The organism is Enterococcus sp. MSG3290 (assembly GCF_050555565.1).
GTDB lineage: Bacteria > Bacillota > Bacilli > Lactobacillales > Enterococcaceae > Enterococcus_B > Enterococcus_B faecium.
Map to the genome: position 1 here is coordinate 1,199,677 of NZ_CP187862.1, position 15,257 is coordinate 1,214,933.

Annotated in this window: 16 protein-coding genes; all 16 read left to right on the forward strand. The window is 38.9% G+C overall.

Annotated elements, in window-relative coordinates:
* Positions 1-64 precede the first annotated feature (64 nt).
* A complete protein-coding gene (locus tag IGL31_RS05650) occupies positions 65-1,351 on the forward strand; it encodes an ABC transporter substrate-binding protein (RefSeq protein ID WP_002324961.1) in 1,287 nt (428 codons plus the stop codon).
* 136 nt (positions 1,352-1,487) lie between these two features.
* Positions 1,488-2,357, forward strand: a complete 870-nt coding sequence (locus IGL31_RS05655; RefSeq protein WP_002289132.1) for a carbohydrate ABC transporter permease — start codon at positions 1,488-1,490, stop codon at positions 2,355-2,357.
* On the forward strand, positions 2,354-3,241 hold the full coding sequence (locus IGL31_RS05660; protein WP_002289130.1) for a carbohydrate ABC transporter permease: 888 nt from the start codon (positions 2,354-2,356) through the stop codon (positions 3,239-3,241). Before IGL31_RS05655 ends, IGL31_RS05660 begins: the two co-directional genes overlap by 4 nt.
* A gap of 166 nt (positions 3,242-3,407) precedes the next feature.
* The gene (locus IGL31_RS05665) at positions 3,408-4,091 is read left to right on the forward strand and encodes a DUF1538 domain-containing protein (protein ID WP_002292009.1); all 684 of its coding nucleotides are present in this window, start codon (positions 3,408-3,410) and stop codon (positions 4,089-4,091) included.
* Positions 4,088-4,861, forward strand: a complete 774-nt coding sequence (locus IGL31_RS05670) for a DUF1538 domain-containing protein (protein WP_002324958.1) — start codon at positions 4,088-4,090, stop codon at positions 4,859-4,861. Before IGL31_RS05665 ends, IGL31_RS05670 begins: the two co-directional genes overlap by 4 nt.
* On the forward strand, positions 4,858-5,256 hold the full coding sequence (locus IGL31_RS05675) for a P-II family nitrogen regulator (protein WP_081156648.1): 399 nt from the start codon (positions 4,858-4,860) through the stop codon (positions 5,254-5,256). Before IGL31_RS05670 ends, IGL31_RS05675 begins: the two co-directional genes overlap by 4 nt.
* A 184-nt stretch (positions 5,257-5,440) precedes the next feature.
* Complete coding sequence (locus IGL31_RS05680) at positions 5,441-6,112, forward strand: transcriptional regulator (RefSeq protein ID WP_002295199.1); 672 nt, start codon at positions 5,441-5,443, stop codon at positions 6,110-6,112.
* Positions 6,113-6,170: 58 nt separating this feature from the next.
* A complete protein-coding gene (locus tag IGL31_RS05685) occupies positions 6,171-6,611 on the forward strand; it encodes a hypothetical protein (RefSeq protein ID WP_002324957.1) in 441 nt (146 codons plus the stop codon).
* Positions 6,612-6,622: 11 nt separating this feature from the next.
* Positions 6,623-7,291, forward strand: coding sequence for a 2,3-bisphosphoglycerate-dependent phosphoglycerate mutase (locus IGL31_RS05690; protein ID WP_002324009.1), 669 nt, complete (start codon positions 6,623-6,625; stop codon positions 7,289-7,291).
* A gap of 62 nt (positions 7,292-7,353) precedes the next feature.
* Positions 7,354-7,977, forward strand: coding sequence for an HAD-IA family hydrolase (locus IGL31_RS05695; RefSeq protein WP_002325748.1), 624 nt, complete (start codon positions 7,354-7,356; stop codon positions 7,975-7,977).
* A gap of 55 nt (positions 7,978-8,032) precedes the next feature.
* A complete protein-coding gene (locus tag IGL31_RS05700) occupies positions 8,033-8,419 on the forward strand; it encodes a DUF1149 family protein (RefSeq protein WP_081156649.1) in 387 nt (128 codons plus the stop codon).
* A gap of 212 nt (positions 8,420-8,631) precedes the next feature.
* Positions 8,632-10,023 (forward strand): L-cystine transporter, encoded by a 1,392-nt coding sequence (locus tag IGL31_RS05705; RefSeq protein ID WP_002295194.1) that lies wholly within the window; start codon positions 8,632-8,634, stop codon positions 10,021-10,023.
* Between the two features lie 610 nt (positions 10,024-10,633).
* Positions 10,634-11,002, forward strand: coding sequence for a lactoylglutathione lyase (locus IGL31_RS05710; protein WP_002296407.1), 369 nt, complete (start codon positions 10,634-10,636; stop codon positions 11,000-11,002).
* A 180-nt stretch (positions 11,003-11,182) separates the two neighbouring features.
* The gene (locus IGL31_RS05715; RefSeq protein WP_002324948.1) at positions 11,183-12,124 is read left to right on the forward strand and encodes a rhodanese-related sulfurtransferase; all 942 of its coding nucleotides are present in this window, start codon (positions 11,183-11,185) and stop codon (positions 12,122-12,124) included.
* Between the two features lie 68 nt (positions 12,125-12,192).
* Positions 12,193-12,924, forward strand: a complete 732-nt coding sequence (locus IGL31_RS05720) for a metallophosphoesterase (RefSeq protein WP_081156650.1) — start codon at positions 12,193-12,195, stop codon at positions 12,922-12,924.
* A 143-nt stretch (positions 12,925-13,067) separates the two neighbouring features.
* Positions 13,068-15,248 carry a Tex family protein gene (locus tag IGL31_RS05725; protein ID WP_002333586.1) on the forward strand — a complete coding sequence of 727 codons (2,181 nt, stop codon included), beginning with the start codon at positions 13,068-13,070 and terminating at the stop codon, positions 15,246-15,248.
* The last annotated feature ends 9 nt before the right edge of the window (positions 15,249-15,257 follow it).

Sequence of the window (15,257 nt, forward strand, 5' to 3'; positions counted from 1 at the left end):
AAATTTTGGTATGATGAATGTAGCAAACGTAAACAACTAATGGATGGAAAAGGAGCGGATAAAAATGAACATCAGAAAGTTAATTGCTGGAGTCGTTTGTTTAGCGGCAGCATCAGGTTTCTTAACAGGATGCGGAAGTGCTAGTAGTACAGCAGACAACGAAGAAAAAGTCACTGTCTGGGCGTGGGATGAGACATTCAATATCAAAGCAGTGAATGAAGCAAAAAAAGTTTATGAGAACGAAGAAACAGAGATAGAAGTTGTTACGATGTCTCAGGATGATATCGTTCAGAAACTGAACACCGCTTTAGCGAGCGGGAATACAGAAGGATTGCCCAATATCGTCTTGATTGAAGATTATAGGATACAAGGCTATTTGACTTCTTATCCAGATGCATTCGCTGATTTGTCTGCTATTGTAAAGGAAGATCATTTTGCACCGTATAAATTTGCGGTAAACAAAGTAGGAGATAAAATATACGGTGTTCCTTTCGATTCGGGCGTAACAGCAAACTTCTATCGTACGGATCTGATGGCAGAAGCAGGTTATACAGAAGAGGATATGGATAATCTAAAATGGGACGAGTATATTCAAGTAGCGCGAGATGTCAAAGAAAAGACGGGAAAGAAAATCGCTGAAGTCAATCCTTCTGACCTTGGTCGAGTAAGGATGATTATGCAACAGGCAGGAGAATGGTATACATCTGAAGATGGGGAGACAGTCACGATCCAAGACAATGCATCTTTAAAGTATGGTCTTGAATTGTTTGCCACTCTTTTGAAAGAAGATCTAGTCGAACAAACCTCTGACTGGAATGCTGGAGTAACTGCGATACAATCAGGAGCAGTAGCTTCTAGCCCAACTGGCGCTTGGTATTCTTCAACGATCCAAGGAGCAGAAAACCAATCTGGAAAATGGAAGATTGCACCAATACCTGCACTTCCAGAAAATCTGCAAAAAGCGCAAGCTTCTAACCTTGGCGGCGCTGGCTGGTATGTGATCAAAGGAGTAGCTGGAGAAGATTCAGCGAAAGATTTCCTAGAAGCAACGTTTGCTTCGAATGAAGAACTGATGGGCACTCTTGCGAAAGAAATCGGACTAGTATCTACGATGCTTAGCGCGAATGAACAAGAAGCTTATCAAGAAGCTTCTGAATTTTACAGTGGTCAAAAGATCTTTGACGATTTTTCAACATGGACATCTGAAATACCAGAAGTGAATTACGGACATGAGACCTATGCAATTGAAGCAGTCGTAGCTGAAGCTCTTCATCGAATCATCAATGGAGAAGAGACAGACAAGGTACTAGCAGATACACAAAAACAAGTAGAAGCACAATTGGCTAATTGATCGGTGGTAAAAAAGTGAATTTCTTCGCTTTTTCATCAGACAAACGAAAAGACAAAAAAGATCACGTCTGCCTTACAGATGTTGTCTTTCTTGTCTTTTCATGTAGATAATCAATGATAGAATTGGAGGGAAAAGAATGAAGCAGAAAGATTTATTCAAAAACGGGCATGCTTTTTTAATCTTGCCAGTCATTTTGATATCAATCATGGTTTTTATTCCGATGGTTTTGGCTTTGATCACGTCTTTTCAAAGTGGTCCCCCTGTCAATATGACATTTAACGGGTTAGGTAATTATCAGCGGATGTTGACAGATGCAACTTTTAAAAAAGCTTTTTTTAATACATTCCTGTATTTACTTGTACAAGTACCGATCATGTTGTTTCTAGCACTTTTTATTTCCAACCTTTTAAATGATAAAAAGTTGAAATATAAAGGGTTGTTTCGAACCGCTATCTTTCTTCCATGTATCACTTCGATGGTCAGTTATTCTCTGATCATGAAAAGTCTATTTTCTCAATCTGGCCTTGTAAACAACTTGTTGTTGGGCATTGGTATGATTGACACACCGATTGGCTGGTTGACTCATCCAATTTGGGCGAGAGTTCTGATCATTCTTTCGATCACTTGGCGTTGGACTGGATACAATATGATTTTTTTCCTTTCAGGCATGCAAAATATTGATTCGGAGATTTATGAAGCAGCATCTATTGACGGTGCTTCTAAATGGCAGCAGTTTATCAAAGTGACGATCCCAAATTTAAAACCAATCATTTTGTTTACTTCCATTACTTCGACGATCGGGACATTGCAGCTTTTTGATGAAGTACAAAATATTACTGGCGGGGGACCAGCAAATGCAACGACCACCCTATCTCAATACATCTATAATTTGAGTTATAAATTCACGCCTAATTTTGGATATGCGGCAGCAGTTTCCTTTGTTATTGTTTCCTTTATTGTGATATTGTCGATAATCCAAACGAAAGTAGGAGGAGAAAGTCGATGAAAAATATGGTAGAAAAAGAAACAATCGAACGCCCCAACGTCAAAAAACAAGCATTAGAACTTCGTTCGACAATTGGTTCAGTATTAAAGTATACAGCATTAAGCATCCTATCATTTATTTCCATTTTCCCTTTTGTCTGGATGGTTTTGGGAATGACGAATACACCCGTGGATATCACATCGGGAAAAATAAAGATTGGCAGTAACTTGATCATCAATTTTCAAAATTTGTTTTCCAATGAGCTGAATTTTACTCGTTCCCTTTGGAATTCAGCGATGATCGCTTTGGTGACCACTGTGTTTGCATTACTGATTTCGTCAATGGCAGGATATGGATTTGAGATTTATCAAAGTAAACGAAAAGACCTAATTTTCAATATTCTACTGCTATCGATGATGGTTCCTTTTGCGGCATTGATGATCCCTTTGTATCGAATGTTTTCACAATTGAACGGAACGGTTTTGGGAATCAACAGTTTCTTGGTTGTCATCCTGCCATCTGTTAGCACTGCTTTTTTGATCTTCTTCTTTCGACAAAATGTTAAATCTTTTCCAAAAGATCTAGTAGAAGCCGCTCGATTAGACGGTCTAAAAGAACTAAGTATTTTTTTTAGAGTGTATATGCCGACGGCTAAAAATACCTATGCCGCGGCTGCAATCATCACATTCATGAGTAGCTGGAACAATTATTTATGGCCCTTAGTAGCTTTGCAATCTCCTGATAAACGGACGGTTCCGCTTGTTTTATCTGCTATGGGTGCTTCCTATACACCAGACTATGGAATGATCATGGCTGGATTAGTCATCGCTACTTTACCAACTGCCATCGTATTTTTTGTTTTGCAAAAGCAATTCGTTCAAGGAATGATCGGCTCTGTAAAATAAAAAAACACAATAAGCGCGTTCCTTCAAAGTCATTTTTCCAAGTAAAAAGATACTTTTGGGACGCGTGTTATTTTATGTTGAGAAAAATTAAATGATAACGTTTTAAGTTTGTGCTCGAAAACTCTTTCATTTTAAGGTAAACTTAAAGAGTAAAGGAGGAGGATACATGCTAAAAAATTTTAAAGAAGTGATTGCTGCTATATTGCCGATGACTGTCCTGATTGTCATTTTAACGTTTGTTTTTGCACCGTTAGAAGGAGAAGACCTCGCTTCATTTCTGGTTGGTGCGGCAATCATGATGATCGGAATGACGCTCTTTTTGTTTGGAGCAGATTATTCTATGATGGAAGTCGGAGATCTAGTAGGGAAATATATGATCAAAAAGAAAAGTTTGGCTGTTTTGGTCAGTTTGGGATTTGCTATCGGGATCGTGATCACGATTGCTGAACCTTCCGTGCAAGTTTTGGGACAACAAGTATATGATATATCTGACGGAGAGATTGGCAGAGTGTTGCTGATTGGGATCGTCAGCGTCGGCACTGGAGTATTTTTAGCCTTTGCGCTACTTCGGGTCGTATTCAAGCTATCCTATTATCAATTGATGGCTATAGGCTACATAGGCGTTTTGATCGCCTCATTTTTCACCAGTTCCGAATTTATGCCGATTGCTTTTGATTCGGGCGGAGTAACTACTGGTCCAGTAACTGTTCCGTTTATTTTGGCCCTTGCCGGAGGGATGACTAGCATGATCAAACAAAAGAAAAATGAAAATGACAGTTTTGGAATGGTCGGTATTGCTTCGTTAGGGCCGATTCTTGCCGTGATGATTTTGGGGGTGATCTTCCAATGAGTTTCTGGCAGCAAGTGATAGATGGAATCGAAATCGTTACCATGGAAGTCATTTTGGCAGTGGCACCTATCGTAATCCTATTTGTTTTAATGAATATCATTAGTTTTCGTATGCGCAAAAAGCGTTTCTTTGACATTATGAAAGGTTTCTTGATAACGACTATTGGGTTGATCCTTTTCCTGCACGGAGTCAATATGGCTTATGTACCGGTAGGACAGCATTTAGGCAGTGCTATTGCGGGATTGCCTTACAATTATATACTGGTTCCCCTTGGCTTTTTAATGGGGTTCTTAGTAGGGTTTGCTGAGCCGGCGATTCATGTAATGGTCAAACAGGTTGAAGAATTGAGCGAGGGGAGAATCCGATCGAAAGTCATGCTGATGGTGATTTCGATTGGGATTGGCGCAGCAGTAGGGTTGTCTATGTGGCGTTTGCTCGTCGGATTCTCTCTTTATTATTTCTTGATCCCAGGATACGGGCTAGCATTTATTTTAGGACGAAAAGTGGACAAGATCTTTTTAGCAATGGCTTTTGACAACGGTGGAGTAGCAACGGGTCCGATGTGTTCGACATTTATTTTATCAATGAGCGTGGCGATCGCTGCACAAATTGAGGGAAGAGATCCGATCATTGACGGGTTTGGTGTGGTTGCAATGATTGCATTGACACCAATATTATCCACTTTAGTACTAGGATATATTTATAAACGAAAAGATGAAAAAGACAGAATCGAAAAAGAAAGATTGCAAAAATTGGGGGAAAGCAAATGAAAGATCTTGTAGCATTGAATCTTCACATGATTGTGACGATCGTTGACGGAGGAACGGGCGAAGATGTTATCGACTTTTCAAAAGAAGCAGGTGCAGCAGGCGGAACGATCTTACATGGAAGAGGTTCTGGTGTACATGATTCAGGGAAATTTTTAGGTTTGGACATTTCGCCAGAAAAAGATATTGTGTTGACATTAGTACCCGATAGTTTGACGAATAAAGTAATGGATGCGATTGGTCAAGGCATCAACATCGATATTCCAGGTAATGGTATTTGTTTTAGTATTGATGTAGACAAAGTCATTGGTATCACTAAGATTCATCAATATCGAGAAATTATCGGAATGCAAGAACTTTTAGATGAAAATAAAGATAGAGAAGAGTCTGAATCATAGACAAGCGTTTGAAGAGGAAATAAACATAAACAAGAAGGCGGATGAGCGTTATTTCCGCTTTTTTGTTTGTATTTTTCTCGTGAATACTTATGAAATAGTAAATTTTTATGAAATTCTACTCTAAGCATCAGACTTTCTTTTCAAAATATGCTATTTTAAAAATGATGAAAAAAGGGGGAGAAAAATGAATTTTTTAGTTGTTTTAAAAGATACTCTGATTGAGCGATCTACATTTCTATATGTTCAATTGCAGGAAAATAAAACATTGCTGCATTTTTCACCAGAGTTCCATCTAGAGGGGCTAACATTAGGAGAAATCTATCAAGCAGAAGGGCTGTCGGCTGTTTTGCACTTTTTTAAGGTAGAATTGGAATTACCAGTAAAAGATTATATCGAGCTTTCTCTTGAATCTTGGGATCGAGCAGTGGTTGAACTGTTTCCAGAAGGTTTAATGATCGATACAAACGATGGGAAGATCCATCTGACTGCAGCAGAACTGCAAAAACAAATGCGTTATCAAATAGATGACGAAAATTCTTTTTCTATTTTTAGACGTCAGCAAAAGATTCTAAAAAGCTTTTTAAAAGTGATCAGTAAAAAACGGAATCTGATCAAAACGACACAGCTGTTGAAAAAATATCCAGGTCTGCTTCACACGTCTATTCAATTTCCTCAATTGATTACGATGATCCATCGTTTTATACGTATGCAACAGCTACCATCTAAGAAGCTGTTTCTTCCATTGACGGACACATTTCGAGTAGTCAACAGAGAAGATAAAAAGAAAGTGATTGTGATTGACTTTACCAGAAATCGGAATGTCCTTCACCAAGTTGCAATGGAAAAGGCCAATTAAGGCTTTTTCTTTTTGGATTTTTTTGTCATAATAAATATTAGATGATGGAGGAGATAATATGATGCAAACATGGTTAGAAAGGCTAATACGATTTCAGCAGAACTATCACAAACTTATGCAGGGAAGATATGCGAAATTTGATCAGTTGAATCGCGGTCTATTGATCGCTGCGCTTGTCTTTAGTTTGCTAAGTCGTTGGTTGCCCTATAGAATCGGACAATTGTTGTTCATCGTCTTTTTCGGATGGATGATATTTCGTTTCCTATCAAAAAAAATCTACCCCAGACTAAATGAGAATCAACGTTATTTGAAATATCTTGATAGAGTCAAAGAAAAATATCATCAGATAACAAACAAAAAGCAAGCTAAAATGGATCGAAAAAGTTATACTTTTTTTGAGTGCCCGAATTGTCATCAAAAGCAGCGTGCGCCTAAAGGAAAAGGACGAATACGCGTGACATGCAAAACATGTGGTATAAAATTCGAAACGAATGTTTAAGGGAGAAAAGAATGAAATTAGTATTATTACGTCATGGCGAAAGCGAAGCAAATTTTGAAAATTACTGGACAGGATGGCTAGATGTCGCCTTAACAGAAAAAGGAAAAGAACAAGCAGCAGTAGCCGGTCAAAAAATGCTTGAAGCTGGCCTTCAATTCGATGCCGTTTATACCTCTGTTTTGAAACGTGCGATTCTTACCGGACAAGTCGCACTAGAAGAAATGGGTCAGTTATGGCTTCCTATAATAAAAACATGGCGTCTAAATGAACGGCATTATGGGGATCTTGTGGGTAAAAACAAAGATAAGATGAAAGAAATATACGGAAAAGATCAAGTAAAAAAATGGCGCAGAGGATATACGGAAGTTCCGCCGTTAACCGCAGAAAATAGATTTGACCGCAGATATGATCACTTGGACCCGCATTTGATCCCATACGGAGAAAGTCTGGAAATGACAGTGAATCGGATCATTCCCTTATGGCAAGATCATCTAGCACCAAAACTAAAAGATCGGCAAGATTTACTAGTTGTGGGTCATGGTAATAGCATCCGAGCACTGACAAAATATTTAGAAGATGTTCCTGAAGATCAAATGGATACGATCGATATCCCAAATGCACAACCAATCCAGTATACATTAGCAGATGATTTGACAATTCTGGACAAAAAAATACTTTAAAGAACACCTTTATCTAAAGTGAGAGATAGAAAAAAGAAGCAAAGGAATGGAACAAAAGGAACATGAAAAATTATATATGGGACTTTGATGGTACATTGTTTGATACGTATCCCGCAATGGTAGATGGTGCATGGCAAGCACTAAAAGATTTTGGTATCAGTATGGACAAAAAAGAAATCTACTTCAAAATGAAAAAGTATTCTACTAGTTATTTGATCAATGAATCAAACTTGAACGCCAAAGAGTTTAATGAATTATTTCACCGATATGAAAAAGAAAGTACGGAAGTTTCCCGTCCATTTCCAGAAACGAAACAAGTACTGGAAATGCTAAAAGACAACGGCGGTCGTCATTTCATCCTGACCCATCGTTTGACAGAATCAACATGGGGCCTGTTAAAAGAACATCGATTGGCACATCTGATTGAGGAAGTAGTAGGGATCGATCAGGACTTTCCTCGTAAACCTAATCCAGCATCTTTAAATTATTTGATCGATACTTTTCATTTAGAAAGAACAGACACGATGATGATCGGCGATCGTCGTTTAGATATCGAAGCAGGGAAAAATGCAGGAGTCGCTACTTGTCTTTACGACATCGATCATTTTCTGGGTGAGATCCCGGCAGATTATGTGGTAGGAAATCTGAATGAAATCCTTACCTTGCAGAGCATCATTAAAAAGTAGTATCCCCTTTCAAAGGAGATATGTTATAATTTTCATAAAGGAGTGATAAAATTATATGGAAATCAGAAGACAAAAAGAAGTTGTAGAAGCATTTCATTATGATATGAGATTGCCAAATCAAGATGTAGAAACAGATTTGAAAGTGGGTTTCTCGCCTTTAAAAGAAACGATCGAAAACTATCCGAAAGAACATAGCATCGTAGGAGCACGCTTAGAGTTCCGTTTAGTGTTTGATACATATGTTTTATCTGGAAGTGTGAGTCAGATCAATCATATCCTCAATCGGAAAATTGAAGGTCAAAATGATGTCACACAAGAAGAAGTGGACGAGCTAGTAGCACCGTTATTCGATATCGTACGCCGGATGTCTTATGAGGTGACAGAGATCGCCTTAGATCAGCCTGGGGTAAAATTGAATTTTCAATCAGAAAAACAAGAATAGACAGTAAAAACATACTTGTGATAGATTAAAGCTATCACAGGTATGTTTTTTTATTACTAATTGTAAGCAAAAAGAATGTCATTTCGATAAAAATCGTCTAAAATATAAAAGTCACTGAAAAAAATTTTTTCAGGAGGATGGTTGAAGAATCATTCTCGGGAACCTTTACTTCCTTCGATGGACTTGTCATTAATAATATGAGGAGGAGAAAAATGACAACACTCATCACAGTTTTAGTGGTTCTAGTTTTTGCGGCATTATTATATGTGTTCTATCGTATGCAAAAGCGCCATACAAAATTTTCAACACGCGTCTTTACAGCATTAGGAGTTGGTATCGTCTTTGGCGGTCTGCTTCAATTGATCTTTGGTGTAGACGACAAAGTCGTTACTCAATCCATGGAATGGATCGGGATTGTAGGTCAAGGATATGTATCATTCTTGCAAATGCTAGTTATGCCTTTAGTGTTTATTTCGATCATTGGTGCATTCACAAAAATGAAAGTTTCTGAAAAGCTAGGGAAAATTAGTGCGACTGTATTGACTTCTTTACTTGGAACAACAGCTATTGCAGCATTGATCGGAATTGGTTCAACAATGCTGTTCGGACTCCAAGGAGCTAAATTCACACAAGGAGCTGCAGAAACAGCACGAATCTCTGAACTGGCAACACGTCAGGAAACAGTTGAAAACTTATCGATTCCACAGCAGATTTTATCCTTTATCCCTAAAAACGTATTTGCTGATTTAGCAGGTAGTCGTGCAACAAGTACGATTGGAGTCGTTATTTTCGCGGCATTTGTCGGAATCGCTTATCTAGGCGTGAAAAGAAAAGCGCCAAAAGAAGCAGCATTCTTTTCAGATTTAGTCGACAGTCTGTATAAAATCATTATGCGGATCGTGACGCTTGTTTTGCGTTTGACACCTTATGGAGTATTTGCTTTGATGACAAACGTTTTGGCAACAAGTGATTTTGCAGCTATCGTCAATTTAGGTAAATTTGTCGTTGCTTCTTACGTAGCATTGCTTGCTGTTTTGATTGTCCACTCACTGATTTTGATTGGTGCAAAAGTCAATCCAATCAACTATTTCAAAAAAGCCTTTCCGGTATTGAGCTTTGCGTTTACTTCACGTTCAAGTGCTGGAGCTTTGCCATTGAATATCGAGACTCAGACAAAAGCTTTAGGAGTAGATGATGCAACAGCTAATTTCTCAGCAAGTTTTGGTTTGTCTATTGGACAAAACGGCTGTGCTGGCGTTTATCCAGCTATGTTGGCAACGATCGTCGCACCAGCAGCTGGAGTGAATGTCTTTAGTTTGGAATTTATTTTGATGCTTGTGGCAATTGTAACAATCAGTTCTTTTGGTGTAGCTGGAGTCGGTGGGGGCGCAACATTTGCTTCACTGATCGTTTTAGGGGCAATGAACTTGCCAGTAGCAATCGTTGGGTTAGTTATCTCTGTCGAACCATTGATCGATATGGCACGTACAGCAGTAAACGTCAGCGGTAGCATGGTAGCTGGTATCGTGACAAGTGCACGCATCAAAGATTTAGATCGCGATGTCATCAATGATGATTCTAAAGTGATCGATGTGAATGCATAGTCAAAAAGAGGTTGTGATAGAAGTGGTCAGCTTTAAGAAATAAGAAGAAGTTTCCTAAAAATAGTTTCTCAAATTTTTGTGAAATTTCGGCTTATTTCCGAGAAGCTACTTCTGAAACACCGTGAATAAGAGGTTGTGAAAAAGCTGCCCTGCATCAAGTAATAAGAACAGCCAAACAAAAATAGTTCCTCATATTTTACGTTTGGTTGAGCTTATTACCGCAGATGCAAGCTTTTGAACACCGTTTAAGAAAGAGGTCGTGAGCCTGCCGTTTCACTCTGAGTCACAAAGAGCAATTTCAAAAAATAGCTTCTCATGTTTGTTGAATATTGTGTCTTGTGACCGAGGAGTTGTCAGGAGAACACCGTTTACCAGAGGTTGTGACTTGTTTTTAGTCACGACCTCTTTTTTTATTTATTCCATATAAACACATATTATTTATTCCGAAAAGTGAAAGCGTGAATAACAAAAACAACCAACTTATTTATTATTAAAGAAAAGCGTATTTAAGTAGGACGATTCTGTTGAGAGCTTTCGTAGATTTTCCCATTTTCCTATGGTAAACTGACAAAGTTGAGAATGTTAGAACAGATCGTTTAGGAGGAAACAGATGTTTACGAATGAAATAAAAATCATGCTTTATGTGGACGATGTAGAAAAAAATGCAACGTTTTGGAGAGCAGTTGGCTTTGCAGAAAAAGATCGTCAAGAAATGGATGGGACGCTTATAATTGAAGTAGGAGTTGAGGATAGTCAAACCTCATTTCTGTTATATGATCGAGCATTTGTTGAGTCCCATTCACCTGGCACAGCTACTAGTGCCCCATCTTTGATGTTTTACAGTAAAGATATCTTTGGACTATATAAAAAAATGCAGACGCAATCAGTCACATTAGGTGATATGGTACAGCTTGGAGAAGAATATGTCTTTAACTTTGCTGATCCCGATGGCAACTACTTTGCGGTTACAGGTAAATAATAGAAATAAAGACTTTGTTTTTCTGTGCGAAACAGGAAAGCGAAGTCTTTTTAATTCAAATAATAATATTATGTAAACAAAAAAACTTTCCATGCGTAATTATACACAAGCAAATAAATCGTCAAATGCGAACGCCTTCTTTATACTGTTTAGGAACGAAAAGAAGGAAGGAAGAAATACATGGATTATCAAGTACTGCTTTATTACAATTATACAAAAATCGAAGAACCAGAGGAATTTGCCAAAAATCATTTAGCCTTTTGCAAATCTTTGGATCTTAAAGGTCGTATTCTAGTAGCTGAAGAAGGAATAAATGGTACTGTGTCTGGAACCGTTGAAAACACAACTGCCTATATGGAAGCAATGAAAGCTGATCCTCGATTTGCTGATACGATGTTCAAGATCGATCCAAGCGAAGGACATGCCTTTAAGAAGATGTTTGTAAGATACCGTCCAGAGCTTGTAAGTTTAAAGCTAGAAGAGGACATTGATCCAAACCAAGTGACAGGTGCTTATCTTTCACCGCAAGAATTTAAAGAAGCTATTTTAGATGAACAGACAGTGGTGATTGATGCACGGAATGATTATGAATATGACTTGGGACATTTTCGAGGGGCTGTACGCCCAGATATACGCAGTTTTCGAGAGCTTCCAGACTGGATCCGCGAGCACAAAGAAGAATTTATGGAAAAACGGGTAGTGACCTACTGTACTGGTGGCATTCGTTGCGAGAAGTTTTCTGGTTGGCTTGTCCGTGAAGGATTCAAAGATGTCGGACAGCTGCATGGCGGTATTGCTACTTATGGTAAGGATCCTGAAGTCCAAGGAGAATTATGGGACGGCAAGATGTATGTGTTTGATGAACGGATCGCTGTCGATATCAACCAAGTAGATAAACAAATCGTCGGTCGCGACTGGTTTGACGGAACACCATGTGAACGATATATCAATTGTAGCAATCCTGAGTGCAATCGTCAGATTCTTGCTTCCATTGAAAATGAAGAAAAACATTTAGGAGCATGTAGCATAGAGTGTGCGAAACATCCGCGCAATCGCTATGTTCAAGACCATGGAATCTCTCCAGAAGAAGCAGAACTGCGGTTTACAGCTTTAAGTAAATAGAAAACAATAGTTTTGATTGTCGACCATTTCCAATATGCGCTATACTAGCGTTGAGGATGGTGATCCACATGAAATCATTACTTTATGCTATTGGGGATGTCCATGGCAAATATGAGCTTTTTGAAAAACTTATTCACTATTATGATCCAAAGATCCATCAGCTTGTTTTATTAGGGGATCTCAATGATCGAGGTCCTCGTACAAAAGAATGTTTTTTATTAGGAAAGCAATTAGTCGAAGAAACAGGAGCCATTTACCTCCGGGGAAACCATGAAGAATATTTTTTGCAATTTCTGCAATCACCGGAGGACTGGTATGCGCCTTATATGAGAAATGGTGGAAAAGAAACGTTTGAAAGCCTGCTTCACCCAGGGGCATCGGAGGAATACTCCCCAACTGAAATCTCGATGATGATCCAATCGAGATATTCAGAACTGATTAAATTTTTAGTCCAGCGCCCCTTGTATTATGAATGGGAAAATTATCTTTTTGTCCATGCCGGTGTGGATTTGACAAAGAAAGACTGGCGTAAGACAAGTCTAAGAGACTTTATTTGGATACGGGAACCATTTCATGAAGGGAAAAACAATACAGGTAAGACAATTGTATTTGGACATACGATTACACCCATGCTCCATGGAGATATGCAGACAACAGACCTCTGGATCCATGATCATAAAATCGGCATGGACGGTGGAGCTGTATTTGGAGGGTCATTGCATGGGGTTGTTTTTGACAAGGAAGGTATTCTTCAAGACATTGAATATCAGAACAACGAAGGACCTTGGCATGGAATCTGACTAATGGAAAGAATGAAGGAGCTGTGACTTTGTTGCGGCTCTTTTTATTTGTATAGAGAATATTGTTTCTTTCAGTAGTTTAACCTAGGATAAAAAGTATGATAGAATAAAGAAGCAATTTTTAGCAGAAAAGAGGCATTTTAATGACGGAAAATTTGAACCAGACGATCATTCAGCTTGTACAAAAAGAGCTTTCAGACTATCGTCCCAAGCAGTTGACTACTGTACTTAATTTGTTAAATGAAGGAAACACTGTTCCTTTTATCGCGCGTTACCGAAAAGAAATGACTGGAAGTCTTGATGAAGTCCAGATTCGTGAAATCGAAGAGCGATATGCCTATCTTGAAAACTTAGAAAAACGTAAAACTGAAGTGATTCGGCTAATCGATGAACAAGGGAAACTGACTCCCGAGTTAGAAGCAGAAATCACCCAAGCCGTGAAAATGCAACAAGTGGAAGATTTGTATCGTCCATACAAACAAAAACGACGGACAAAAGCAACGATTGCTAAAGAAAAAGGACTTGAACCACTCGCGAAGTGGCTGATGCAGCTTACAGATGGAGAAGTGCAATCTGAAGCAGAAAAATATATTGACAAAGAAAAAGAAGTCTCTTCTGCCGAAGAAGCGTTGCACGGTGCTCATGAGATTATTGCTGAACAAGTCAGCGATAATGCAAAATTTCGGACTTGGATTCGGTCTTATACGTATAACAAAGGTATGTATGTCAGCAATGTCAAGGATGAGCAAGCAGATGAAAAAGGCGTATATGAAATGTATTATGACTTTGCAGAACCCGTCCATAAAATGGTTTCTCATCGAATATTAGCTACTAATCGTGGAGAAAAAGAAGATATTCTGAAAGTATTCCTTCAAGTAGATGAAGCAGCAATTTTAGCTTACTTGGATCGCCAAATAGTCAAAAATCCTGCCTCTCCTTCTTCTTCATTCGTCAGAGAAGCCTATCAGGATAGTTATAAACGCTTTATTCAGCCAGCAATCGAGCGAGAACTGCGCAATGAATTGACTGAAAAGGCAGATGAGCAAGCAATCGCTATTTTCGGCGAAAACCTCCGTAATCTTTTGTTGCAACCGCCACTAAAAGGTAAAGTTGTCCTGGGATTTGATCCGGCTTATCGTACTGGATGTAAACTAGCAGTCGTAGATGCGACAGGGAAAGTTTTAGCAATCGAAGTTATTTATCCTCATAAACCTGCAGCGCAAGCAAAAAGAGAAGCTGCTGGACCAGCTTTTATCCAATTAATTAATAAATATCAAGTAGATATGGTAGCTATCGGAAATGGTACAGCCAGTCGGGAATCTGAACTTTTTGTGGCTGAGCAGTTGAAATCCGCCGACCATAAAACCTATTACGCCATCGTCAACGAAGCAGGTGCTTCTGTTTACTCCGCTAGTGAAATTGCACGAAAAGAATTCCCACATCTACAAGTTGAAGAAAGAAGTGCTGTTTCTATTGCCCGTCGCCTGCAAGATCCTTTAGCTGAATTAGTCAAAATCGATCCTAAAGCTGTCGGAGTAGGCCAGTACCAACATGACGTTTCTCAAAAACGTTTGGCTGAACAATTGGATTTTGTTGTGGAAACAGCGGTTAACCAAGTAGGCGTGGATGTGAATACAGCAAGCCCGCAGCTCTTGCAGCATATATCAGGATTGAATAAAACAACTGCCCAAAACATTGTCATTTATCGTGAAGAAAACGGAGAATTCACCGCACGAACTCAATTGAAAAAAGTGCCACGCTTAGGACCAAAAGCATATGAACAAGCAATCGGATTCTTGCGAGTCCCTGGTGGGAAAAACATTTTGGACAACACAGGTATCCATCCCGAAAGCTATTCTATTGCAAAAGAAATATTAACTTCAGTCCAACTTTCAGAAAAAGAGCTTGGTACAGAAGAAGCAGTAGAAAAATTGACACGATTATCCGTAGAGAAACTGGCTGAAAGCCTATCAGTCGGAGAAGAAACGTTAGCCGATATTTTAGCTGGGCTGACACAACCTGGACGAGATATGCGTGATGAGATGCCAGCGCCCTTATTACGTACAGATGTATTGAGTATGGAAGACTTGAAACCAGGGATGGAATTGACTGGAACGGTCCGTAATGTCATTGACTTCGGCGCATTTGTTGATATCGGTGTGAAGCAAGACGGACTTGTCCATATATCGAAACTCAGCAAAAAATTCGTCAAGCATCCTACAGATGTCGTGTCAGTAGGAGATATCGTAACAGTTTGGATAGAACAAGTCGATACGAAAAAAGGCAGAATCAGTTTGACGATGCTTTCCCCTTATGAAGAGTAACAATGAGGA